This window comes from Labrys sp. E2SS-1L (assembly GCF_057073705.1).
In genome coordinates this window covers 1,729,378-1,754,224 of the sequence record NZ_CP172712.1, presented here as the reverse complement: position 1 = coordinate 1,754,224, position 24,847 = coordinate 1,729,378, and the positions used below count along the sequence as shown (strand labels likewise).

19 protein-coding genes are annotated in these 24,847 nt (G+C 64.8%); 8 read left to right on the top strand and 11 right to left on the bottom strand.

The window, feature by feature from the left end; genetic code table 11:
• The first annotated feature begins 127 nt into the window (after positions 1-127).
• From ACIGJE_RS08035 to holA, 4 genes are all read left to right on the top strand, one after another.
• Positions 128-1,207 carry a nucleoside hydrolase gene (locus tag ACIGJE_RS08035; RefSeq protein ID WP_483679751.1) on the top strand — a complete coding sequence of 360 codons (1,080 nt, stop codon included), beginning with the start codon at positions 128-130 and terminating at the stop codon, positions 1,205-1,207.
• 291 nt (positions 1,208-1,498) lie between these two features.
• Positions 1,499-4,126 (top strand): leucine--tRNA ligase, encoded by a 2,628-nt coding sequence (gene leuS / locus ACIGJE_RS08030; protein WP_367625315.1) that lies wholly within the window; start codon positions 1,499-1,501, stop codon positions 4,124-4,126.
• The gene (gene lptE / locus ACIGJE_RS08025; protein ID WP_311944200.1) at positions 4,113-4,643 is read left to right on the top strand and encodes an LPS assembly lipoprotein LptE; all 531 of its coding nucleotides are present in this window, start codon (positions 4,113-4,115) and stop codon (positions 4,641-4,643) included. The genes leuS and lptE overlap by 14 nt, the downstream gene beginning before the upstream one ends.
• 14 nt (positions 4,644-4,657) lie before the next feature.
• Positions 4,658-5,686 (top strand): DNA polymerase III subunit delta, encoded by a 1,029-nt coding sequence (gene holA / locus ACIGJE_RS08020; protein WP_311944199.1) that lies wholly within the window; start codon positions 4,658-4,660, stop codon positions 5,684-5,686.
• A 65-nt stretch (positions 5,687-5,751) separates the two neighbouring features.
• Here the strand turns inward: holA and ACIGJE_RS08015 are convergent, their stop codons facing one another.
• From ACIGJE_RS08015 to mdh, 7 genes are all read right to left on the bottom strand, one after another.
• The gene (locus ACIGJE_RS08015) at positions 5,752-6,489 is read right to left on the bottom strand and encodes an outer-membrane lipoprotein carrier protein LolA (RefSeq protein WP_311944197.1); all 738 of its coding nucleotides are present in this window, start codon (positions 6,487-6,489) and stop codon (positions 5,752-5,754) included.
• A gap of 239 nt (positions 6,490-6,728) precedes the next feature.
• Positions 6,729-8,129, bottom strand: coding sequence for a dihydrolipoyl dehydrogenase (gene lpdA, locus ACIGJE_RS08010; RefSeq protein ID WP_415086934.1), 1,401 nt, complete (start codon positions 8,127-8,129; stop codon positions 6,729-6,731).
• A gap of 176 nt (positions 8,130-8,305) precedes the next feature.
• The gene (odhB, locus tag ACIGJE_RS08005; protein ID WP_311944194.1) at positions 8,306-9,544 is read right to left on the bottom strand and encodes a 2-oxoglutarate dehydrogenase complex dihydrolipoyllysine-residue succinyltransferase; all 1,239 of its coding nucleotides are present in this window, start codon (positions 9,542-9,544) and stop codon (positions 8,306-8,308) included.
• Positions 9,545-9,632: 88 nt separating this feature from the next.
• Positions 9,633-12,581 (bottom strand): 2-oxoglutarate dehydrogenase E1 component, encoded by a 2,949-nt coding sequence (locus ACIGJE_RS08000; RefSeq protein WP_367625322.1) that lies wholly within the window; start codon positions 12,579-12,581, stop codon positions 9,633-9,635.
• Between the two features lie 64 nt (positions 12,582-12,645).
• A complete protein-coding gene (gene sucD / locus ACIGJE_RS07995) occupies positions 12,646-13,530 on the bottom strand; it encodes a succinate--CoA ligase subunit alpha (RefSeq protein ID WP_311944192.1) in 885 nt (294 codons plus the stop codon).
• Positions 13,530-14,729: an ADP-forming succinate--CoA ligase subunit beta gene (sucC, locus tag ACIGJE_RS07990; protein ID WP_483679746.1), complete on the bottom strand. Its 1,200-nt coding sequence runs from the start codon at positions 14,727-14,729 to the stop codon at positions 13,530-13,532. Before sucC ends, sucD begins: the two co-directional genes overlap by 1 nt.
• 98 nt (positions 14,730-14,827) lie before the next feature.
• On the bottom strand, positions 14,828-15,790 hold the full coding sequence (mdh, locus tag ACIGJE_RS07985) for a malate dehydrogenase (protein ID WP_311944190.1): 963 nt from the start codon (positions 15,788-15,790) through the stop codon (positions 14,828-14,830).
• 437 nt (positions 15,791-16,227) lie between these two features.
• Between mdh and rph the strand changes: the two genes are divergently transcribed.
• On the top strand, positions 16,228-16,941 hold the full coding sequence (gene rph / locus ACIGJE_RS07980; protein WP_311944187.1) for a ribonuclease PH: 714 nt from the start codon (positions 16,228-16,230) through the stop codon (positions 16,939-16,941).
• Positions 16,941-17,552: an RdgB/HAM1 family non-canonical purine NTP pyrophosphatase gene (gene rdgB, locus ACIGJE_RS07975; protein WP_367626821.1), complete on the top strand. Its 612-nt coding sequence runs from the start codon at positions 16,941-16,943 to the stop codon at positions 17,550-17,552. The genes rph and rdgB overlap by 1 nt, the downstream gene beginning before the upstream one ends.
• 18 nt (positions 17,553-17,570) lie before the next feature.
• Here rdgB and ACIGJE_RS07970 read toward each other — a convergent pair whose 3' ends face one another.
• Positions 17,571-18,434 (bottom strand): LysR substrate-binding domain-containing protein, encoded by an 864-nt coding sequence (locus ACIGJE_RS07970; RefSeq protein WP_483679743.1) that lies wholly within the window; start codon positions 18,432-18,434, stop codon positions 17,571-17,573.
• A 116-nt stretch (positions 18,435-18,550) separates the two neighbouring features.
• On the opposite strand from ACIGJE_RS07970, the gene ACIGJE_RS07965 reads away from it, so the two are divergent.
• Entirely contained in the window at positions 18,551-19,621 is a 1,071-nt protein-coding gene (locus ACIGJE_RS07965) for an NAD(P)H-dependent flavin oxidoreductase (protein ID WP_483679741.1), read from the top strand.
• A gap of 78 nt (positions 19,622-19,699) precedes the next feature.
• On the opposite strand, the gene ACIGJE_RS07960 is transcribed toward ACIGJE_RS07965, so the two are convergent.
• The 3 genes from ACIGJE_RS07960 to ACIGJE_RS07950 all read right to left on the bottom strand — a co-directional run bounded on the left by ACIGJE_RS07960 (position 19,700) and on the right by ACIGJE_RS07950 (position 24,158).
• On the bottom strand, positions 19,700-20,407 hold the full coding sequence (locus tag ACIGJE_RS07960) for a glutamine amidotransferase (RefSeq protein ID WP_367626818.1): 708 nt from the start codon (positions 20,405-20,407) through the stop codon (positions 19,700-19,702).
• A gap of 57 nt (positions 20,408-20,464) precedes the next feature.
• Positions 20,465-21,625, bottom strand: a complete 1,161-nt coding sequence (locus ACIGJE_RS07955) for an endonuclease/exonuclease/phosphatase family protein (RefSeq protein WP_311944180.1) — start codon at positions 21,623-21,625, stop codon at positions 20,465-20,467.
• A 118-nt stretch (positions 21,626-21,743) separates the two neighbouring features.
• Complete coding sequence (locus tag ACIGJE_RS07950) at positions 21,744-24,158, bottom strand: transketolase (protein ID WP_483679740.1); 2,415 nt, start codon at positions 24,156-24,158, stop codon at positions 21,744-21,746.
• A 140-nt stretch (positions 24,159-24,298) separates the two neighbouring features.
• On the opposite strand from ACIGJE_RS07950, the gene ACIGJE_RS07945 reads away from it, so the two are divergent.
• A complete protein-coding gene (locus ACIGJE_RS07945; RefSeq protein ID WP_149253666.1) occupies positions 24,299-24,763 on the top strand; it encodes an Lrp/AsnC family transcriptional regulator in 465 nt (154 codons plus the stop codon).
• Positions 24,764-24,847 lie beyond the last annotated feature (84 nt).

Below are 24,847 nucleotides of genomic sequence, written 5' to 3'. Positions count from 1 at the left end.
ATGCCGGCTTGCCATCCCCTGTTACAGGCTCGAATGTGGCGTTGCCGCCACTCGAGCGGCATGGCCCGCCATTCTTCAGGCGCGGCCAGACAATTGGATCAGGAGGAAATTTTCGATGAAGCGATTAATGGCCGCTCTTGTACTGGCCGCGGGTGCATTTCTGGCCTCGCCCGCCCAGGCGGCTCCCGAAAAGATCATTCTCGACACGGATTTCTCGACGATCGGCGATGACGGCCAAGTGCTGATCATGGCGGCCCAGTTGCAGAAGGACAAGGCGATCGACCTTCTGGGCATCACCGTGGTCACCGGCAATGACTGGCTGAAACAGGAAGTCGCCGATGCCCTGCGCGCCGTCGAGCGCCTCGGCATCGAGGACAGGATCGGCGTCTATGCCGGCGCGAACCTGCCCCTCGTCCACGATCCCAGGAGCTTCGAGCACGAGCGTGCGCTGTTCGGCTTCGGGGAGAGCTACAAGACCTCGTTCCATCGCCCGCAGCCCAAGGAGGCCGACCTGATCGCCCCGCCGGACGGCTTCGCCAAGAAGGCGAAGCCGCGCAAGGAGGATGCTGTCGACTTCATCGTGGAGACGATCAAGGCCAATCCGCACGAAGTCTCACTGCTGGTGATCGGGCCGGCCACCAACATCGCCCTGGCGATCCGCAAGAATCCGGAAATCGTGCCGCTGATCAAGCGTATCGTCTACATGGCCGGCGCGGTCGACGTGAAGGGCAATACCACGCCCGCCGCCGAAATGAATGTCTGGATCGATCCGGAGGCCGCCCGTATCGTCATGCGCGAGCCGATCGAACAGGCCCTCATTCCCCTTGATGTCACCGACATCACCCAGATCGGCAAGCCCGAATTCGACCGCCTCACCGCCGGCGAAGGCCCGGTTCAGAAGCTCTTCCGGGACAGCTGGATGGCCAAGAAGTTCGCCAAGGACGACAAGGCCAAGGCCAGCGTGTTCGATACGCTCGCCCTCGCCTATCTGGTCGATCCGAGCTACGCGACCAAGGTCGACGATCTCTATATCGACGTCGATGTGGCGTTCGGGCCGGGCTATGGCCGCACGCTCGGCTATTGGCAGAAGCAGCCGACGGACCTCCTGCAGAAGGTGAAGGTGGTCAAGCAGTTCGACAACAAGCGCTTCTTCGACTTCTACGTCGATCTCCTGACCCGTCCGGTGCCGGTCAAGCTCGCCGAGTAGGCAGGGTCTGTCCGACGTTCGGCCGTCGACGTCGGCTCAACCCTTGTCATTGCCGGGCTCGACCCGGCTATCCAGCTCTCGTTTCCAGCGCGGAAATCCGTCGGCGCTGGATGCCCGGGTCAAGCCTGGGCATGACAAAACCGTGCCTGTGCCGACCCTGTCGGGTGATTTCCCGCAGATTCTTCAGGCCTTCGAAAGGAGACGAGGCTAGCTTTGCACCGCCGCGCCCGCTAAAAGCGGCGTTTCAAAATCAACTTTCAGTTGACATTCAACCTCCGAGTTCCCTTCCCCATGACCACCGAGCGCTATAACGCCCGCGACGCCGAGCCCAGATGGCAGAAGACCTGGGCCGACCAGGCGATCTTCGAAACCAGGAATGAGGATCCGCGTCCGCGCTACTACGTGCTCGAGATGTTCCCCTATCCCTCCGGGCGCATCCATATGGGTCATGTGCGCAACTACACCATGGGCGATGTGGTGGCGCGCTATCGCCGGGCCAAGGGCTTCAACGTGCTGCACCCGATGGGTTGGGACGCCTTCGGCATGCCGGCCGAGAATGCTGCGATGCAGAACAAGACGCATCCGGCCAAATGGACCTATGCCAATATCGACACCATGCGCGGCCAGCTCAAATCGATGGGCCTGTCGCTGGACTGGAGCCGCGAGATCGCGACCTGCGATCCTTCCTATTATCGCCACCAGCAGGCGATGTTCCTGGATTTCCTGCAGGCAGGCCTGGTGGAGCGCAAGATCTCCAAGGTCAATTGGGATCCTGTCGACCACACCGTGCTGGCCAATGAGCAGGTGATCGACGGCCGCGGCTGGCGCTCGGGCGCCCTGGTCGAGCAGCGCGAGCTGACCCAGTGGTTCTTCAAGATCACCGATTACTCGCAGGACCTGCTCTCGGCCCTGGACACGCTGGATCGCTGGCCGGAGAAGGTCCGGCTGATGCAGAAGAACTGGATCGGCAAGTCGGAAGGCTTGCAGGTGCGCTTCGAGCTCGACGCGGCCACCGCGCCTGCGGGCGAGAACGAACTGCTGATCTACACCACGCGCCCCGACACGCTGTTCGGCGCCAAGTTCATGGCGATCGCGGCCGATCATCCGCTCGCCAAGGCCGCTGCGGCGAACAATCCGGAACTGGCTGCGTTCATCGAGGAGATCCAGCGCACGGGCACCTCGGCAGCCGTGATCGAAACGGCCGAGAAGAAGGGCTTCGACACCGGCATCCGCGCCGTGCATCCCTTCGATCCGGACTGGAAGCTGCCGGTCTACGTCGCCAATTTCGTGCTGATGGAATACGGCACGGGCGCCATCTTCGGCTGCCCGGCGCATGACCAGCGCGACCTCGACTTCGTCAATGCCTATGGCCTGGGCAACACGCCGGTGGTGTGCCCGCCCGACCAGGACCCGGCCAGCTTCGTGATCACCGACGTCGCCTATGACGGCGACGGGTTGATGATCAATTCGCGTTTCCTCGACGGCATGACCATCGAGCAAGCCAAGGAAGAGGTCGCCCGTCGCCTGGAAAGCCGGACGCATGGCAATGCACCCGTGGCCGAGCGCAAGGTCAATTTCCGCCTGCGCGACTGGGGCATTTCGCGCCAGCGCTACTGGGGTTGCCCGATCCCGGTGATCCATTGCGAGGTCTGCGGCGTGGTGCCGGTGCCCAAGAAGGATCTGCCGGTCAAGCTGCCCGACGACGTCACCTTCGATCGGCCCGGCAATCCGCTCGACCATCATCCGACCTGGCGCCATGTCGACTGCCCGCAATGCGGCAAGCCGGCCCGTCGCGAGACGGACACGATGGACACCTTCGTCGACTCCTCCTGGTATTTCGCCCGGTTCACCGATCCGTGGATCGAGACGGCGCCGACGGTGCGCAAGGAAGCCGATGCCTGGCTGCCGGTCGACCAATATATCGGCGGCATCGAGCACGCCATCCTGCATCTGCTCTATAGCCGCTTCTTCGTGCGCGCCATGAAGAAGACCGGCCATGTCGGCCTGGACGAGCCCTTCAAGGGCCTGTTCACCCAGGGCATGGTGGTGCACGAGACCTACCGCGCTGAAAATGGCGAATGGGTGGTGCCGGCCGACGTGCGCATCGAGGGCGACGGTGCCGAGCGCCGCGCCTTCAACAACCGCACCGGCGAGCCGGTCGAGATCGGCTCGATCGAGAAGATGTCGAAGTCGAAGAAGAATGTCGTCGACCCCGACGACATCATCGCCGACTACGGCGCCGATACTGCGCGCTGGTTCATGCTGTCGGATTCGCCGCCCGAGCGCGACGTCATCTGGACCGAGGACGGCGTCCAGGGCGCCGGCCGCTTCGTGCAGCGCATCTGGCGCATCGTCAACGAGATCGCCGCCCATTCGGCCTCACCGGCTAGCCCTGCCGCAAGCGAGGATGACGTCCTCGCCGTGCGCAAGGCGGCGCACCGCGCCCTGGCAGCCGTCGAAGGCGATATCGAACGTCTCGGCTTTAACCGCTGCGTGGCGCATATCTACACGCTGGTGAACAGCCTCGGCCGCACGCTGGACGGCACCAAGAACGGCGAGGCCGTGCCTGCCAATCTGGCCGCTGCGCTGAAGGAAGCCGGCGTCATGTTGGTGCAGTTGATCGCGCCGATGATGCCCCATCTGGCCGAGGAATGCTGGAGCGTGCTCGGCGGTCAGGGCCTGGTGGCGCAGGCCTCCTGGCCGGTGGCCGATCCTGCGCTGCTGGAGGACGATACCGTCACCCTGCCAGTGCAGTTCAACGGCAAGAAGCGGGCCGATCTGACGGTGCCGAAATCGGCATCGCCAAAGGAAGTCGAAGCTGCCACATTGGCGAACGAAACCGTCCAGCGCGTGCTGGAAGGGCGCGCTCCCAAGAAGATCATCGTGGTGCCGGGAAGGATTGTGAATGTCGTCGTCTAGTCAGACCTCGCGCCGCGGCGCGCTGTTGGCCCTCGCCCTCCTGCCGGCGGTGATGCTGGGTGGCTGCTTCCGTCCGATGCTGGCCGAGCCCGGCAACGGTTCGCCTGGGCTGAAGGGGAGGCTTGCCGCCATCGCCATCGACCCGGTCGAGGATCGTGTCGGCCAGCAGGTGCGCAACCGGCTGTCGTTCAATCTCACGGGCGGCGCCGAGGCTCCGCCGGCGCGCTACCGGCTGGTGCTTGTAACCTCCTCCAGCTCCGATTCGGCGCTGGTCGACGCGCTGAACGCCACGCCGCAAATCGACACGGTGACACTGACGACCGACTACACGCTGCTCGACCCGGCCACGGACAAGATCCTGCTCAAGGCGAAGAACTTCACGCGCAAGTCCTATAATTCCGGCCTGCAGCGTTTCGCCACCGTGCGTGCCCGACGCGATGCGGAGAACGATGCGGCCGACGTGATGGCTGACCAGATCCGCCTGAGGTTGGCGACCTGGCTCGCCGACCATCCCTGATGGCTGATTGAGACATGGCCTCCATCGAACGGCGCGCCGTCGATGCCTTCATCAAGAAGCCGGACGCCCATTTCGCGGTGATCATGGTCTATGGGCCGGATACCGGCCTGGTGAGCGAGCGGGTGCGTGCCCTGGTCGCGGCCTCGGTCGACGATGTCGAGGATCCCTTCCAGCTCGTTCGCCTTGACGGCGACGAGATCAGCAGTGATCCGGCGCGGCTCGCCGACGAGGTCTTCACCATTCCCCTCTTCGGCGGACGCCGCGCCGTACGCCTGCGCGCCGGCAGCCGCAACATCGTGCCGGCGGTCGAGCCCGTGCTCGCCAACCCGCCGACAGCCTGCCGGGTGGTGATCGAGGCGGGCGACCTCAAGAAGAACCATGCCCTGGTCTCCTTGGTGGAGAAGTCCCGCGCCGGGGCGGTGATCGCCTGTTTCGGCGACGAGAATGCCAATATCGGCCAGATCATTGCCGAGGAAGTCGCCATTTCAGGCCTCACCATCGCGCCCGAAGCCCGGGAGACGCTGATCGGGCTTCTCGGCGGCGATCGCCTGGCGACCCGCAGCGAATTGAAGAAACTCACGCTCTACGCCCATGGCGCCGGGCGCATCGAGCTCAGCGACGTCGAGGCCGTGGTGGGCGATGCCAGTGCGCTCGCCACCGACGAGATCATCGATGCCGCCTTTTCCGGCCGGGCGGATCTGCTCGATTCCACCCTCGCCAAGGCCTGGAACGAAGGCGTCAACACCTCGCAGCTGGCGGGTACGGCCCTGCGTCACGCACTCCTGCTTCACCGCCTGCGCGGGGAGGTCGAGAAGGGCCGCCCGGCCGCCAATGTGGTCGATTCGATGGGCATGCAGGTACATTTCCGCCGCAAGGCCGGCGTCTCGGCTCAGCTCTCTGCCCTGACCATGGCTCGGCTCGACCGCATCGTAGCCGATCTGTCGGAAGCCGTGCTCGATGCCCGCCGCAACGCCGTTCTGGGGCAGGCCATCGTCTCGCGCGCCTTGATGCGGATCGCCCTGATGGCGAAACCTCGGAGGTAACCCGGGCGCGCGCTGTACGAATTCGCATTGAGACGCCTGTGATGGGGCGCCCTGCTCCCGCCCGGCTACTTCAGGATCTTGGTCTGGTCGATATAGAAGATCTTGTCCGGCAGCTGCAGCTTGCGGTCGATGCCGGAGATCGTCACCGTGGTGTCGTAGCCCTGCGGATCGGTGACGGTCCACTGCTTCAGCTCGTAATTCGGTGCCGGAAAGGTCAGCTGGATGCGCGACTTGCCGCCGCTGGCAGCCGAGCCCTCCTCCAGGATGACGCTGATTCCGGCCGGCTCGCGGCCGACCGCCAGCACTCTGGAATCCTCGATCAGGTCGAGCCTGTCGGCCAAAAGGAAGCGCAGCGGCGTCTGCTTGATGAAATAGAGATCCTGGGTGTTGAGCTTGCGGTTGCGCACGGCCACGGAGGTGCCGTCGGCCAGGAGTTGCAGCGAGGACGGCGGGTCGTAGTCGAAGCGCATGCGGCCGGGCTTGGAGACCCAGAACTTGCCGTTGATGCGCTTGCCGTCCGAACCGACCTGCACGAAATTGCCGGAGAAGAATTTGATATTGTTGAAATAGCTGTCGATCTGGTCGAGCGTCGCCTTGTCGGCCGCACTCAGCGCCTTGGGATTGATGCGATGGGTGTCGATCTCGAGCGGCTGATTGGCGGCGACCAGGTCGGCCGGCGGCAACGCATCCGCGGGAGCAGGCGCCGTTTCGGCAGGCGGCGTGCCTGACTCGTTCTGCGCATAGGCTGTGCCGGCCAGCAAGGACAGGCTAAGAGCGACGAGAACGGTACGGGCAAAAGGCATTGCAAACTCCGGGACGGCCGGCCTGAGGGACCGGAACCGGCGACAGAAACAGTGTGGGCACACTTCATAGCGTTTTGCGATTCGACGGTCTCACCAAGAATCGCAAAGACGCGTCAAAGCGAAGAACTAGAGCAAAGCGGCGTTTTCACCAAACGCGCTTTGCTCTGGGAAGTGTGCCCTAAAGCGTGTCTATGGCCTTTTAGCGGCTTTGTGACAACAAAGCGGTGCAGAAGCCGCGATCAAATATGGATCGCGCGCCCCTCGACGGCCAGCGCCGCCTCCTTGACGGCTTCCGACATGGTCGGATGCGCGTGGCAGGAACGGGCGAGATCCTCGGAGGAGCCGGTGAACTCCATCAGCACCACGCCCTCATGGATCATCTCGCCGGCGCCGGCGCCGAGGATATGCACGCCGAGCACGCGGTCGGTGGTCGCATCCGCAATCACCTTGACGAAGCCTTCGGTGGTGCGGTTGGCGCGGGCACGGCCATTGGCGGTGAAGGGGAACTTGCCGACCTTGTAGGCGATGCCGGCCGATTTGAGCTCTTCCTCGGTCTTCCCCACCGAAGCGATCTCGGGATAGGTGTAGACCACCGCCGGAATGACGTCGTAATTCACATGGCCGTGCTGGCCCGCCAGGATCTCGGCGACGGCGATGCCCTCGTCCTCGCCCTTATGCGCCAGCATCGGCCCGCGCACCACGTCGCCGATGGCGTAGATGCCGGGGACATTGGTGGCGAAATGATCGTCGATGATCACGCGTCCGCGCTCGGTGACGACGCCGGCTTCCTCCAGGCCGAGGCCGTCCGTATAGGGGCGGCGGCCGGTGGCGACGAGGACGATGTCGGCCGCGATGGTCTGCTTGTCACCGCCGGCGACCGGCTCCACGGAAACGACGGCACCCGAGGCGCTGGTCTCGACGCCGGTCACCTTGGTGGCAAGCTTGAATTCGATGCCCTGGCGGCCGAGCAAGCGCTGGGCCTGCTTGGCGACTTCCAGATCCATGCCCGGCAGGATGCGATCGAGGAACTCCACCACGGTGACCTCGGCGCCGAGGCGGCGCCAGACCGAGCCGAGCTCGAGGCCGATGACGCCGGCGCCGATGACGACCAGCTTCTTGGGCACGGCAGCCAGTTCGAGTGCGCCCGTGGAGGAGACCACGGTCTTCTCATCGATGGTGACGCCGGGGAGCTGCGCAACGTCCGAGCCCGTGGCGATCACGATCGACTTGGTGTCCAGCGTCTGTTTCGAACCGTCTTCGGCCGTCACTTCGACCTTGCCGGCAGCCAGGATCTTGCCGGTGCCGCGATAAGCCGTGATCTTGTTCTTCTTGAACAGGAAGGCAACGCCCTGGACGTTGGCGTCCACGGTCTCCTGCTTGTGCTTCAGCATCTGGGGCAGATTGAGCACCGGCGCGGGGACTTCGATACCGAAGGCCTTGAAACCATGCCCGGCCTCGTCGAACAATTCGGAGGCGTGCAGCAGCGCCTTGGACGGGATGCAGCCGACATTGAGGCAGGTGCCGCCATAGGTGGCGCGCTTCTCGACCACGGCGACATTCATGCCGAGCTGGGCGGCGCGGATGGCGCAGACATAGCCGCCGGGGCCAGTGCCGATAACGACGAGATCATGAGAGGGCATGGGGGCTCGCTTTCACTTCACCCTCCCCTGTAGGGGGAGGGTCGGCCGAAGGCCGGGGTGGGGTGACTTCCGCGCGCACCAACTGGATAAGGCGCGGCGGTTCTCCGCAACATCGAACCACCACCCCACCCCGACGCTGCGCGTCGACCCTCCCCCTTCCAGGGGAGGGTGAAGATTTACAGGTCCAGCACGAGGCGAGCCGGATCCTCCAGGCTCTCCTTCACGCGCACCAGGAAGGTGACCGCTTCCTTGCCGTCGATGATGCGGTGATCATAGGACAGCGCCAGATACATCATCGGGCGTGCCACGATCTGGCCACCGACCACCATCGGGCGCTCCTGAATCTTGTGCATGCCGAGAATGGCCGACTGGGGCGCATTGAGGATCGGCGTCGACATCAGTGAACCATAGACGCCGCCATTGGAGATGGTGAAGGTGCCGCCCTGCATCTCCTCGATCTTGAGCTGGCCGTCACGGGCCCGCTTGCCGAAATCGGCAATGGTCTTTTCGATGCCGGCCAGGCCGAGCGTCTCGGCATCTCGGATCACCGGCACGACGAGGCCCTTGTCGGTGCCGACGGCGACGCCGACATGGCAATAGTTCTTGTAGATGATGTCCTGCCCGTCGATCTCGGCATTGACCGCCGGCATCTCCTTGAGGGCCTGGGTGCAAGCCCGCACGAAGAAGGACATGAAGCCGAGCTTCACGCCATGCTTCTTCTCGAACAGGTCCTTGTACTGGTTGCGCAGCGCCATGACGTTGGTCATGTCGACCTCGTTGAAGGTCGTCAGCATGGCGGCGTTGGCCTGGGCTTCCTTCAGGCGGCGGGCGATGGTCTGGCGCAGCTTGGTCATGCGCACACGCTCCTCGCGTGCGGCATCGGCTGGCGGCGAAGCAACCCGCGGCGCCGATGGCACCGGAGCAGCGGCGGGAGCCGGAGCGGGAGCAGCCGCAGGAGCCGGCGCAGCGAGCACATCGCCCTTGAGGACCTGGCCGCGGCGGCCCGACCCTTCGATCTGGGCCGGATCGAGCCCACGATCGGCGGCGATCTTGGCCGCAGCGGGCGAAGGCGGTGCAGCGGGCGAGGCCGGTGCGGCAGCAGCCGGCGCGGCGGGGGCCGACGTCGGGGCAGCGGGGGCTGGAGCGGGTGCGGCCGCCGGGGCAGCGGCAGCACCGGAGCCGGCCGCGATGGTGCCGAGCGTGGCCCCCGGGCCGACCGTCTCGCCGGTCTTGGCCAGGATTTCACCCAGCACGCCGGCGGCGGGAGCATTGACTTCCAGCGTCACCTTGTCGGTCTCGAGCTCCACCAACGGCTCATCGGCCTTCACGGCCTCGCCCGGCTTCTTGAACCATTTGCCGATGGTGGCTTCCGTGACCGACTCGCCCAGGGTCGGCACCTTGATTTCCGTCGCCATGATTTCACGCCCGCCTTCAGGCGCCCTCTTTTCAATGGAGTTGCGACAAGCGGAAGCGGGTCCCGCCTGTCGGTGCGAAATGAGCCCGTCAGATCGTCAGGGCTTCGTCGGTGAAGGCCTGCAGTTGGGCCAGATGCTTGGACATCAGGCCCGTCGCGGTCGCAGCAGAGGCCGGCCGGCCGGCATAGGCCGCCCGCTTGGCCTTGGTGCCCGCCTGTCCCAACACCCATTCCAGATAGGGTTCGACGAAGGACCACGAGCCCATGTTCTTGGGTTCTTCCTGGCACCAGACCACATCCGCCTTGCGGAAGCGCGACAGCTCGTTGGCCAGCGACTTCAGCGGGAAGGGATAGAGCTGCTCGACGCGCATCAGATAGATGTCGTCGATGCCCCGCTTCTCGCGCTCGTCGAGCAGGTCGTAATAGACCTTGCCGGTGCACAGGATGACGCGCCGGATCTTCTCGTCCGCCACCAGCTTGGTGGTGGAGTTGCCGAACTGGGCGTCGTCCCACAGGATGCGGTGGAAGGTGGTATCGGCCCCCAGCTCGCTGAGCTTCGACACGCAGCGCTTGTGGCGCAGCAGCGATTTCGGCGTCATCAGGATCAAGGGCTTGCGGATGTCGCGCTTGAGCTGCCGGCGCAGGATGTGGAAATAGTTCGCCGGCGTCGTGCAGTTGGCGACCTGCATGTTGTCCTCGGCGCACATCTGCAGGAAGCGTTCGAGGCGAGCCGAGGAATGCTCGGGCCCCTGCCCTTCATAGCCATGCGGCAGAAGACAGACGAGGCCCGACATGCGGAGCCATTTGCGTTCGCCCGAGGAGATGAACTGGTCGAATACCACCTGGGCGCCGTTGGCGAAGTCACCGAACTGGGCTTCCCACAGGGTCAGCGCCTTGGGCTCGGCCAGCGAATAGCCATATTCGAAGCCGAGCACGGCTTCTTCCGAGAGCATCGAGTTGATGACCTCGTATTTGCCCTGGCCCTCGCGGATGTTCTTGAGCGGCGTGTAGCGCTTCTCCGTCTCCTGGTCGATCAGCACCGAATGGCGCTGGGAGAAGGTGCCGCGCTCGCAGTCCTGGCCCGACAGCCGCACGCGATGGCCCTCGTCGCAGAGCGTGCCGAAGGCCAAAGCCTCGGCCGTCGCCCAGTCGATGCCCTCGCCGGTCTCGATCATCTTGCGCCGCGTGTCGAGGAAGCGCTGGATGGTCTTGTGGACCTGGAAGCCCTCGGGAACGGTGGTCAGGGCATTGCCGATGGCGGTCAGCTTGGCGGCGTCGACGCCGGTGGCGCCGCGGCGCGGATCGTCGTCGGTGGCGCCGATGGCGCGCAGCCCCGCCCATTGCCCGTCGAGCCAGTCGGCCTTGTTGGGCTTGTAGGCCTGGCCGGCTTCGTGCTCGGCTTCCAGGCGCGCGCGCCAGTCGGCCTTCATCTTCTCGACCTCACCGGCCGTGACCACGCCGGTCTCGATCAGCCTGTTCGAGTAGATCTCGACCACGCCCGGATGCGAGCGGATCTTGCGATACATCAAGGGCTGGGTGAAGCCCGGCTCATCGCCTTCATTGTGCCCGAAGCGGCGATAGCAGAACATGTCGATGACGACGGTCTTGTGGAAGGTCTGGCGGAACTCCGTCGCGACCTTGGCGGCAAACACCACCGCCTCGGGATCGTCGCCGTTCACATGGAAGATCGGCGCTTCGATCATCTTCGCCACGTCGGAAGGATAGGGCGAGGAGCGCGAATAGCGCGGATAGGTGGTGAAGCCGATCTGGTTGTTGATGATGAAATGCATCGAGCCGCCGGTGCGGTGGCCCTTCAGGCCCGACAGGCCCAGGCATTCGGCGACCACGCCCTGCCCGGCGAAAGCAGCATCGCCATGGATGAGCAGCGGCATCACCTTGGCGCGGGAATCGGTATCGTCCTGCTGGTCCTGCTTGGCGCGCACCTTGCCGAGCACCACGGGATCGACGATCTCGAGATGGGAGGGGTTGGCGGTCAGCGACAGATGCACCTTGTTGCCGTCGAACTCGCGGTCCGACGAGGCGCCCAGATGGTATTTCACGTCGCCGGAGCCTTCCACATCATCGGGCGCGTAGGAGCCGCCCTTGAACTCGTGGAAGATGGCGCGGTGCGGCTTGCCCATCACCTGGGCCAGCACGTTGAGGCGGCCGCGATGGGCCATGCCCAGCACGATGTCCTGCACGCCGAGCGCGCCGCCACGCTTGATGATCTGCTCCAGCGCGGGAATGGCCGATTCCGAGCCGTCGAGGCCGAAGCGCTTGGTGCCGGTATATTTGACGTCGATGAACTTCTCGAAGCCCTCGGCCTCGATCAGCTTGGACAGGATGGCGCGCTTGCCCTCGCGGGTGAAGGTGATCTCCTTGTCCGCCCCTTCGATGCGCTGCTGGATCCACGCCTTCTGGGCAGGATCGGAGACATGCATGAACTCGACGCCGAGGGTCGAGCAATAGGTGCGCTTGAGGATGGCCTCGATCTCGCGGACGGTGGCGAATTCGAGCCCCAGGACATGGTCGATGAAGATCTTGCGATCGAGGTCGGCTTCCGAGAAGCCATAGGTCTGCGGATGCAGCTCCTCGTGGTCGCGCGCCTCCTGCAGGCCGAGCGGATCGAGATTGGCGAAGAGATGGCCGCGCATGCGATAGGCGCGGATCAGCATGATGGCGCGCACCGAATCGCGCGTCGCCTGCAGCATGGCCTCGGACGAGATGGCCGCGCCCTGGGCGTCCGCCTTGGCCTTGATCTTCTCGCCGACCTTCTTCTCGATCTGGCCCCAATTGCTGTCGAGAGCCGAGACGATTTCGCCATTGGCCACGATCGGCCAGTTGGGCTTGGCCCAGCTCGCGCCGCGCGCATTCTTCTCGACGATCGCCTTGTCGTCGGCGAGACCGGCAAAGAAGGCCGCCCACTCGCCATTGACCGAGGACGGATTGTCCTCGTAGCGCGCATAGAGATCTTCGAGATACTCGGCGTCGCCGCCATAGGCGAAGCTTTGCAGGTTCCTATCGTCTTGACGATCCATCGTCCCGTTCCTTCGGTTCTGAAGGCCGGAACCTTGGTTCCGGCCCGTTCTCAGCCCCTTGATGTCAACCCTTCAGCAGTTCCGTCAGCGTGGTGCCGAGGCGCGCCGGGGAGGGTGATACCCTGACGCCGGCGGCTTCGAGCGCGGCGATCTTGGAGCCGGCATCGCCCTTGCCGCCGGAGATGATGGCGCCGGCATGGCCCATGCGCCGTCCGGGGGGAGCGGTGCGCCCGGCCACGAAGCCCACCGTCGGCTTGGCCCGCCCGCGCCTGGCTTCGTCCGCCAGGAACTGCGCCGCATCCTCCTCGGCCGAGCCGCCGATCTCCCCGATCATCACGATCGAATGGGTGTCGGGATCGGCCAGGAACATCTCCAGCACGTCGATGAACTCGGTGCCCTTGACCGGGTCGCCGCCAATGCCCACCGCCGTGGTCTGCCCCAGCCCCTCATGGGTGGTCTGGAACACCGCCTCATAGGTCAGCGTGCCCGAGCGCGACACGATGCCCACCGAGCCCTTCTTGAAGATGTTGCCCGGCATGATGCCGATCTTGCATTCGTCCGCCGTCATCACCCCCGGGCAGTTCGGCCCGATCAGGCGCGACTTCGAGCCCGACAGCGCCCGCTTCACCTTGATCATGTCGGTGACCGGAATGCCCTCGGTGATGCACACGATCAGCGGGATTTCCGCGTCGATCGCCTCGCAGATCGCATCCGCCGCCCCCGGCGGCGGCACATAGATCACCGAGGCATCGGCCTTGGTGACATGGCGTGCCTCGGCCACGGTGTCGAACACCGGCAGGCCCAGATGCTGCGAGCCGCCCTTGCCCGGCGAGGTGCCCCCCACCAGCTGCGTGCCGTATTTGAGCGCCTGCTCGGAATGGAAGGTGCCGTTCTTGCCGGTGAAGCCCTGGCAGATGACGCGCGTTTGCTTGTTGATCAGGATCGACATTACTTGGCTTCCCGCACGGCTTTGACAATCTTCTGGGCGGCATCGTCGAGGTCGTCGGCCGCGATCACGTTCAGGCCGGAATCGCGGATGATCTGCTTGCCGAGTTCGACATTGGTGCCCTCCAGGCGCACCACCAGCGGGATGGTCAGCCCCACTTCCTGCACCGCAGCGATCACGCCCTCGGCGATCACGTCGCAGCGCATGATGCCCCCGAAGATGTTGACCAGGATGCCCTTCACCTGCGGATCGGCCGTGATGATCTTGAAGGCCGCCGTCACCTTCTCCTTGCTGGCGCCGCCGCCGACATCCAGGAAGTTGGCCGGCTCCTCGCCATAGAGCTTGATGATGTCGAGCGTAGCCATGGCCAGGCCCGCCCCGTTCACCATGCAGCCGATCGAGCCGTCGAGCGCGATGTAGTTGAGATCGTAGCGCGAGGCCTCGATCTCCTTGGGGTCTTCCTCGCTCTCGTCGCGCAGCGCCACGATGTCGGGATGGCGGTAGAGGGCATTGGAATCAAAGCCCATCTTGGCGTCCAGGCATTTGAGCTGGCCGTCCTTGGTGACGATCAGGGGATTGATCTCCAGGAGCGCCATGTCCTTGGCCACGAAGGCGGTGTAGAGCCTGGTGGTCAGGCTCACCGCCTGCTTGGCCAGGTCGCCCGAGAGCCCGAGCGCCTTGGCCACCGCCAGGCCGTGATGGGCCATCACCCCGGTGGCCGGATCGACCGAGAAGGTCACGATCTTCTCCGGCGTCTCATGGGCCACCTTCTCGATGTCCATGCCGCCCTCGGTGGAGACCACGAAGGCGACCCGGCTGGTCTCGCGGTCGACCAGCACCGAGAGGTAGAACTCCTTTTCGATGTCGGAGCCGTCCTCGACATAGAGGCGGTTGACCTGCTTGCCGGCCGGCCCGGTCTGCACCGTCACCAGCGTGTTGCCCAGCATCTCCTGCGCATGGGCGCGCACGTCCTCGATCGACTTGGCCAGCCGCACCCCGCCCTTGGCGTCGGCAGGCAGTTCCTTGAACTTGCCCTTGCCGCGCCCGCCCGCATGGATCTGCGACTTCACCACGTAAAGCGGACCGGAGAGCTCTTTCGCCCCCTTCACCGCTTCCTCGACCGTCAAGGCCGGGACGCCCTTCGATACGGGCAGGCCGAATTCCTTCAGGACCGCCTTTGCCTGGTATTCATGAATGTTCATGGCCAGTAGCTCCAGATTGGCTAAAGCGTTTCGAGATTTGATGAAATCTCCCCAAATCCCAAAGACGCGTTTTCGTTCGAACGCGCTTGCTCTGGGGATCAGGCGAGCGAGGGAGCGATGGTCTTGCAGGCGTCGACCAGGGTTTTCACCGCATTGACCGACTTCTCGAAGCCGGCCCGCTCTTCCTTGTCGAGCTGGATCTCGACGATGCGCTCGACGCCGCCGGCGCCCAGAACCACAGGCACGCCGACATAGAGGTCGTTGACGCCATACTGGCCGGTGAGATGCGCGGCGCAGGGCAGCACGCGCTTCTTGTCCCTGAGATAGCTCTCGGCCATCACGATGGCGGAGGCGGCCGGCGCATAGAAGGCCGAGCCGGTCTTCAGGAGGTTGACGATCTCGGCGCCGCCGTCACGGGTGCGCTGCACGATCTCGGCAAGGCGCGCTTCCGTGATCCAGCCCATCTTGATGAGGTCGGGCAGCGGGATGCCGGCCACTGTGGAATAGCGCACGGAGGGAACCATGGTGTCACCATGGCCGCCGAGCACAAAGGCGGTGACGTCTTCCACAGAGACGTTGAACTCGTCGGCCAGGAAGTGGCGGAAGCGCGAGGAGTCGAGCACGCCGGCCATGCCGACGACCTTGTTGGCCGGCAGGCCGCAAGACTTCTGCAGCGCCCAGACCATGGCGTCGAGCGGATTGGTGATGCAGATGACGAAAGCGTCCGGGGCATATTTGGCGATTCCGGCGCCGACCTGCTCCATCACCTTGAGGTTGATGGTGAGGAGATCGTCACGGCTCATGCCGGGCTTACGCGGCACGCCGGCAGTGACGATCACCACATCGGCGCCCTTGATGCCTTCGTAGCTCTGGGTGCCGGCAAGCTTGACGTCGAAGCCGTCGACCGGGGCAGCCTCGGCGATGTCGAGGGCCTTGCCCTGCGGTACGCCTTCCATCACGTCGAAGAGCACGATATCGCCCAGTTCTTTCAGACCGGCCAGAAGAGCCAGCGTGCCACCGATCTGTCCCGCCCCGATAAGAGCGATCTTGCTACGTGCCATAACGTAATGTCCCTGAGATTGTAGCCAAAGGTGAGTTTCGTTCCCCACCTCCGATAGCCCCTTTGGAAGCAGGGTTCAAGCGATAGGCGACCCCAGGTTGAAACGCCTGTCGCCCCGCGCTCTCAAGATGCATAGATCTACAAGATAATCATTTCCAATCAATGACATATCAGATAGGGACACATTCCTCTCCAAACAAGTTTTGGGCCAAAAATTGAGGTTACATATTTCAAATTTTGTAACATGTAACATGGTTCATGAGATTTTCCTCTGAATCAACCGCCTACCCTTCCAGGTAGGCTACTTCCGCTCAGAGGAGGCCATGCCGGCATCGCCCCGGTCTCGGCTTGCCGCCTTTCACTGCCAGGCAATATGCACGGCACCGTGACAGGCGACGCCGGCCGGGCTACAAGGCGGCCACAAATTTGGAGAATCCGATGCGTCCTTCCCGCCGCGCTTTCGATGAGCTGCGTCCCGTTTCGATCGAGCGCAACGTCGCCCGCTATGCCGAAGGCTCCTGCCTGATCAAATTCGGCGAAACCCATGTGCTGTGCACCGCCAGCCTCGAGGACAAGCCTCCGTCCTGGCTGCGCGGCACCGGCAAGGGCTGGGTTACGGCCGAATATGCCATGCTGCCGCGCGCCACGCATGAGCGCACGCGCCGCGAATCCTCCTCCGGCAAGCCATCCGGCCGTACCCAGGAGATCCAGCGCCTGGTCGGACGTTCGCTGCGTGCCGTGGTCGACCTGGTGCGTCTGGGCGAGAAGCAGATCACCATCGATTGCGACGTGCTGCAGGCCGATGGCGGCACCCGTACCGCCTCGATCACCGGCGGCTTCGTGGCCCTGCAGGAATGCGTGAAGTGGATGATGGAGCGCAAGATGCTCACCGTCAGCCCGATCAAGGACCATGTCGCCGCGATTTCCTGCGGCATCTCGAAGGGAACGGCGGTGCTCGACCTCGATTATGTCGAGGATTCGGAAGCGATGACCGATGCCAATTTCGTAATGACGGGCTCGGGCGGCCTCGTCGAGATCCAAGGCACGGCCGAGGGGGCACCCTTCAGCCAGGAACAGTTCCTGGAGATGCTGACATTGGCCCGCAAGGGTATCGGCGAGTTGGTCGAGTTGCAGAAGCAGGCGGTGGCGTGATGGGCCGCCGCCTCGCCGGCAAGCTGGTGCTTGCCACGCACAACAACGGCAAGCTCTCCGAGTTCAAGGCGTTGATGGCGCCCTATGGCGTGGATGTCGTCTCCGTCGGCCAGCTCGGCCTGCCCGTGCCGGAGGAGACCGGGACGACCTTCGTCGAGAATGCCCGCATCAAGGCGCTCGCCGCCCTCGAAGCCACCGGCCTGCCGGCCATCGCCGACGATTCAGGCCTGTGCATCGAGGCCCTGGACGGGGCGCCCGGCGTCTACACGGCGGACTGGTCCGGTCCGACCCGCGACTGGGACATCGCCATGCAGAGGGCCCAGGACGAGTTGCTCGCAGTCGGCGCAACCGAGCCGGCACAACGGCGCGGCAGTTTCGTCTCCGTTCTCAGCGTGGTCTGGCCCGACGGTCATTCCGAGACTTTCGAAGGGCGGGCCGACGGCACCCTGGTCTGGCCGACCCGCGGCGAACACGGGCATGGCTATGACCCGATGTTCCAGCCCGAGGGCTCGGACAAGACCTTCGCCGAGATGACGGAAGCGCAGAAGAACACCGTCTCCCACCGCGCCCGCTCCTTCCAGAAGCTGGCAGAGGCCTGCCTGAAGGATTGACGGCAACATCGGGCGGAATCACCCTTCCGTAAGCGCCCGCCGGAATGCCTCAAAGGCCGGCGACGCCTCGCCTCTGCGCCGGACGAGCAGTGTTTCGATCTGTCCGAGGCGATGGGTCTGTACCTCGCTTCCGCCCGGCAGGAGATCGAGCACGGAACGCGGCATGACGCCGACGGCGTTGCCGGTCGAGACCGCCGCCAGCATGGCATGGTAGGAGGCCAGCTCCTGCACGCGCAGCCTCCTGGCGCCGCGCGCCCAATGCTCGGCTACGGCCCGGTAGGTACAGCCCGGCTCAAGGGCGGCAAGGCTGTCGACCCTGAGGTCGGCAGCCTTGGCAATCGGCGGATGGCCGGGTGGCAGCACGATCAGCAGATCCTCGGTGAAGACACGTTCGCCTTCGAGCCGCCCGGCATCATAGCCGGTGTCGATCCCCTCGATGGGCGGCTGCCCGATCAGGGCGCAATCGAGCTCATGCGCGAGCAGCCGGCGGATCAGGCCCTTCGTGCCGCCGGTGATCAGTTGCAGCGATACGGCGGGCCAGGCGGCGTGGAATTTCGCCAGCACCGGCGGCAGGCGGCTCGCAGCCGTGCTCTCCATCGCCCCCACCCGGAAGGATCCGGCTGGCCCCGATGGCTTCAGCGCGCCGCGGGCTTCGTCCGCCAGGGCGATCAGGCGATTGGCATAGGTGAGAAAGACCTGTCCTTCCCGGGTCAGACGCATACGCTTGCCGTTCCGGCTGAACAGCGCCACGCCCAGTTCCTGCTCGAGCTGCCGGACCCGTGTGGTCACGTTGGAGGGCACCCGTCCCAAACGGTTCGAAGCCCGGGTAACGCTCTGCTCGTCGGCAACGGCAAGGAAGATATCGAGGGAGGATAGATCCAATTTAGTTCTCTTTTTGAGAATAAAAAAACAGTTATCATTTTCAAAAATGAAATGATAGGCCTGTCTCCAGTTTAGTTCTCGCCCTGGAGCGGCGAGGCCAACCAAGGAGAACGGCGATGTGGCCCGATCAGCGCATTCAGGAGCTCTTCGGCATCGAGATCCCCATCATCCAGGCGCCGATGGCAGGCCCCTGCCATTATGAGATGGTGATCGAGGTCAGCGAGGCAGGCGGGCTCGGCTCCCTGCCCTGCGCCACACTGACGCCCGAACAGGTCCGCACCGAACTCGGCCTCATCCGCCAGCAGATCACGAAGCCGTTCAGCGTCAACTTCTTCAGCCACACTTCGCCAACGCCCGACCTGGCCCGCGAGGCCGGCTGGCGCAAACGGCTCGAGCCCTATTACCGCGAGGTGGGTATCGATGCCGCCGCGCCGATTCCAAGCTCGAACCGGGCTCCCTTCGACGACGAGCTCTGCACCATCGTCGAGGAGTTCAGGCCCCCGATCGTCAGCTTCCATTTCGGCCTGCCCGAAAAAACCCTGCTCGACCGCGTGAGGGCCACGGGTGCCAAGGTCCTCTCCTCCGCCACCACGGTCGACGAGGCACGCTGGCTCGAGGATCATGGCTGTGACGCCATCATCGCCCAGGGTTTCGAAGCGGGCGGCCATCGCGGCGTCTTCCTCACCGACGACATCGCCACCCAGATCGGTACCTTCGCCCTGGTGCCGCAAGTGGTGGATGCCGTGAAGGTACCGGTGATCGCCACCGGTGGCATCACCGACGCTCGCGGCATCGTTGCGGCCTTCGCCTTGGGCGCCGCTGCGGTGCAGATCGGCACTGCCTATATGTTCACGCCACAGGCACGCATGCCTGCCCCGCATGCCGCCGCCCTGCGCAGCCCCGATGCCGACAAGACCGCCCTCACCAACCTGTTCACGGGGCGGCCAGCCCGTGGCATCGTCAATCGCCTGATGCGCGAAGTCGGCCCGATATCGGAACTCGCTCCCGCCTTCCCGCTCGCCGGCGGAGCATTGGCGCCGCTGCGGGCCAAAACCGAGCCGCAGGGCTCCGGCGACTTCATGTCGCTATGGTCCGGCCAGGCTGCGCGCCTGGGTCGGGAGGCATCTTCGGCGGGCGAATTGACGAAGCGCCTGGCGGCGGAAGCGCTGGCCAAGCTGGGGAGATGATGGAGCGCGGACTTCCAGTCCGCTCTTCCTTCCCAGCCGTTGCGTTTCCAAGAGCGGGCTGGAAGCCCGCGCTCCAAATCACTCCGCAGCCATCGCCATGGCCGGCATCAGCCAGAGATCGAGGAAGCCGTGCAGCCATTGCTGCATGCCCGGATCATATTGCCAGCGGCCGGAGAATTGCTGCTCGCGATCCTGCGCGCCGGGCAGCTTGAAGCTCTCCTCGCTTCCGGTCGTCCAGCGGTTCATCATCAGATAGGTGACTTCGGGATGGAACTGCAGGCCATAGGCCGCGCGACCGCAGGCGAAGGCCTGGTTGGCAAAGGTTGAGCCAGTGGCAAGCAGCCGCGTGCCGCGCACATGCTCCGAACCTTCATTGTGCCAATGATAGACATGGCTCGGCCAGGACATCAGGGAACGGCCTTCCGCCGTCGGCTCGATCGGCCAATAGCCGATCTCGACCTGGCCGCCCTCATGGCGCGAGACCCGGCCGCCAAGATGGCGCGTCAGCATCTGGGCACCGAGGCAGACACCAAGAAAGGGCTTGTTTTCGTTCAGGGGCACGCCGATCCAGTCGATCTCGCGGCGGATCCAGGCCTCCTGGTCGTTCACGCTCATCGGCCCGCCGAAGATCACGGCCCCGGCATGGTCGCGCATGGTCTCTGGCAGGGGATCGTCGAAACGAGGGCGCCTGATATCGAGTTCATAGCCGCGTTCGATCAGAAAGCGCCCGATCCGCCCGGGCGATGAATGTTCCTGATGCAGAACGATGAGGATCTTTCCCGTCACGATTCGGCCTGTGAAACGATTTCGTAACCATGATGTTACGGAAGTCTTAGCGAAAAGTTAAGCATTGGCGGTGCCGGAAGGCACATTACCTGCACTGCTGGTGCCATTTTGCAGCACTTTGCGTGAAGCAGCCGTGAGCAGGTTGAATTCCGCCACCGGCACGCCGTGATCGCTGGCGGTGCGGACATTGCGGGTCATGTCGGTCATATGCGTGTCGACGACATGGTCGTTATAGACCTGCAGATAGCGGAAATCGCCGATCCGGTGCGGATTGCGGTTGTGAAACTCCTGGCTGAACAGGATGTGGTCCAGCACCTGATAATCGCCGAAATGGATGTGGGTATAGAGGGTGGTTCCCTTGATGTGCATGGCCTGCTGGTCGGAGGCGGCATAGAGATGCAGGTCCCACAGGCGGCGGTTCTTGCGCTGCCAGTCGCCGGGATCGGCCATCAGCGGCTTCAGGCTCTCGGGCAGCGGCTGCTCGCCGCGGATGAGTTCGGTGGTCACGCTGGTGAGTTCGTCATTGAGATCACCCAGCACCATCACCGGGCGGGGTTCGGTGCCCCGCCCTGCCATCTCCCGCGACAGCATCACTCTCAGCGCCGCGGCCTCGGCGCCGCGCTGCAGCAGCGCCCGCACTACGGCGAGTGCCCGCACGGCCGGATCACGCCGGTCCTCATCCTCCAGCACCACCGGCCGGCGCGACTTGAGGTGCACCACATAGACGGTCAGCGGTACGCTGTCGGGCAGCAGCACCTCGGCCCGCAGGACCGGACGCTCGAAGAAGCTGATGCCGACCGGGACGGCCTGCTGGCGCCCGTTCTCGTCGCGCCTGACGGCAAAGCCCTGGCCGAGGCCGGGTGGAAAGGCTGCGATCGATTCGACCTTGAGCACGGGGAGCCGGCTCGCCAGCCCGACCCGCGGCGCATTGAGTGCTCCATCCGGGGTCTTGGGTCCGTCGTCATCGGCGAGCGGCGCATTGACGGTTGCCCCCTGAAGACGCGGCGCCTTCCAGACCGCCTCGCGCAGGGCTTCCTCGTGGAATACTTCCTGGAAGCCGGCGAGATCGACCTGGCCGCGTTCGAGCAGCCCGCCGATGAATGCGGTCTTGGCTTCATATTCTTCGGGTGAGTAGGGCGGCTGCTCGTGAAAGCGCACGCCGGGCCTCGCCAGCAGCTGGGTGTTGAAGGTGGCGACGCGCAGGACGGAGGAGGACATCGGGCTACCCTTGCGAGAGCTTCAATCTCGCAAGGCTGGGGATTCGTGGCAATCCCCGGGGAGGAGACGCGACGGGCTTCTCTACCCTCCCCTGGAGGGGGAGGGTAAGCAGCGCCTACTACGCCGGCGCGAGTTCCCTGCGGTTGCGGATCGGCCGCCCCGGCGACAGGGCCTGGGCGGCATGCAGGATGGCATTGGCGTCGAGGCCGTGATGGCGATAGAGCTCCTGGATGCTGCCGGTCTGGCCGAAATGCTCGACGCCGAGCGAAGTCACTCGCTGGCCGCGCACGCTGCCGAGCCAGGCCAGGGTGGCCGGATGGCCGTCCAGCACGGTAACGAGGCCGCAATCGCGCGAGAGGGGGCCGAGCAGGCGCTCGATATGGCTCCTGGCCCCGGCATTGCCGCGCTGGCGGGCGCGTTCGGCGGCCGTCCAGCCGGCATTGAGCCGGTCGGCGGAGGTGATGACCAGCAGGCCGGCATCACGGCGGTCTTCGCTCATCAGGCCGATGGCCTCGACCGCTTCGGGCACCACGGCGCCCATGGCCGCCACCACGATCTCGGCATTGGGGCCGGGCGGGCGCAGCCAATAGGCGCCGTTGACGATGTCGGCCGCCAGCGCCGGCGACATCGTGCGCTGCGGCTGGTCGATGGTGCGGGTCGACAGGCGCAGATAGACCGAGCCGCCGGTCTCGTCGCGCAGCCAGGTGGTCTCGTCACGGTCGCCCTCGCCGTCCCGCTGCATATAGTCGAAGGCAAAGCGCATGATCACCGCAAGCTCGTCGACGAAGGCGGGTTCGAAGGCGGCGAGGCCATCCTGGGCTAGGCCGATCAGCGGCGTCGCGATCGACTGGTGCGCCCCGCCCTCCGGCGCCAAAGTGATGCCCGAGGGCGTCGCCACCACCATGAAGCGGGCATCCTGGTAGCAGGCATAATTGAGGGCATCGAGGCCGCGCTGGATGAAGGGATCATAGAGCGTGCCGATCGGCAGGAGCCTTTCGCCATTGATGGAATGGGACAGGCCCAGCGCCGAGAGCAGGATGAAGAGGTTCATTTCGGCGATGCCGAGTTCGATATGCTGCCCCCCAGGCGAGAAGTCCCAGGCAAAGGTCGAGGGGATCTTCTCCTTCCTGAAGACGTCGGCCAGTTCCTCGCGGGCGAACAGGCCGCGCCGGTTGACCCAGCCGCCGAGATTGGTGGAGACGGTGACATCGGGCGCCGTGGTGACGATGCGCTCGGCGACCGGCAGATCGGTCGCGGCAAGGTCGTTGAGGATGATGCCGAAGCCCTGCTGGGTCGACATCGAGGCCGAGGCCCGATAGGGCAGCGTCGCGGGCACCTCGACCTTGGCGGCAGCGAGGCGCCGCCTGCCCTTCTGCACGAAAGGCACCCGGTCGAGCGCCGCCTGCATCGCCTCCGGCGTCAGGTCGAGCCCCTCGAACTTGTCCCATTCATGCCCGGGGCGGATGGCCATGGCCTGCTGCCAGGCCTCCATCTGGGCCGGCGTCATCAGGCCGGCATGGTTGTCCTTGTGGCCCTGGAACGGCAGGCCGAAGCCCTTCACCGTATAGGCGATGAAGCAGGTCGGCCGGTCATGGCGGGCCGCCGCCTCGAAGGCGTCGATGAGGCTGGGCATGTCATGGCCGGCGAGATTGGTCATCAGCGCCGCGAGTTCGGCGTCGGAGCGGGCCTCGATCAACCTGCTGACCTCGCCTTGGTCGCCTATGGCATCGTTGAGGTGGCGACGCCAGACTTTGCCTCCCTCGGCTGCACCACCCTGGTAGCACAGCGCCGCATAGAGCTGGTTGGGGCAGTTGTCGATCCAGTGCCGCAGCACTTCGCCGCCCGGCTCGGCGAAGGCGGCCTCCAGCAGGCGGCCATATTTGAGGATGACGACGTCCCAGCCGAAATTGCGGAAGATCGACTCGAAGCGCTGCCACAGGCCCTCGCGTACCACGGCATCGAGCGACTGGCGGTTGTAGTCGACGATCCACCAGACACTGCGCACGCCCTGCTTCCAGCCCTCCAGCAGGGCCTCGAAGATGTTGCCCTCGTCCATCTCGGCATCGCCGACCAGGGAGATCATCCGCCCTTCCGGCCACTCCCCCCAGCCCTTGGCCTTCACATAGTCCTGCACCAGGGCCGAGAACAGCGTCTGGGCCACGCCCAGCCCCACGGAGCCGGTGGAGAAATCGACGTCGTCGACATCCTTGGTGCGGGAGGGATAGCTCTGGGCTCCCTTGAAGCCGCGGAAATTCTGCAGCTTTTCGAGGCTCTGCAGGCCGAAGAGATAGTTGAGCGCATGGAAGACCGGGGAGGCGTGCGGCTTCACCGCGACGCGATCCTGGGGCCTGAGCACCGCGCCATAGAGCGCCGTCATGATCGTCGCCAGCGAGGCCGAAGACGCCTGGTGGCCGCCGATCTTGAGCCCGTCCTCCTTGGCCCGGAGATGATTGGCATTGTGGATCATCCAGGAGGACAGCCACAGGGCCTTGCGTTCGAGGGCAGCGAGAAAGGGGAGACGGGGATCGGCCATGACGGGATTCCAGGTGAACCCGCCTGTTATAGCAAAAGTCACGAGGTGATTTTGGTTGATCTTGAAGGCCGAAACTCATCTCTTTAGAGAGTATCGCCATTCAGGATCGAAAATGCGCATAAATTGCGCAGGATGAGACAATGACTGCGCTTGACGCCATCGACAACAAGATCCTTCGCCTGCTGCAGGAGGATGGCCGCATGACGGTGCAGGCCCTGGCCGAGCAGGTCGGCCTGTCGCATTCGCCCTGCCTGCGCCGCGTGCGGCAGCTGGAGGAAAGCGGCGTCATCCGCGGCTATGTCGCCGTGGTCGAGCAGAAGGAGGTCGGGCTGCCGGTCAGCGTGTTCATCTCGATCAAGCTGGAACGCCAGCGCGAGGAGGACCTCGACCGCTTCGCCGCCGCCATCGCGCCCTGGCCGGAGGTACTGGAATGCTATCTGATGACCGGCACACGCGACTATCTCTTGCGCGTCGTCTGTGCCGACCTCGCCGCCTATGAGCGCTTCATCAAGGAAAAGCTGACCCGGCTCGACGGCCTCGCCTCGATCGAATCGAGCTTCGCCCTGGCGCAGGTGAAATATACGAATGTCCTGCCGATAAGGTGAGGAAAGCCGCGCGGACATCCTGTCCGCTCTTCCCTTCCTGCAGGCGCAGTGGTCTCAAGAGCGGACAGGATGTCCGCGCTCCAA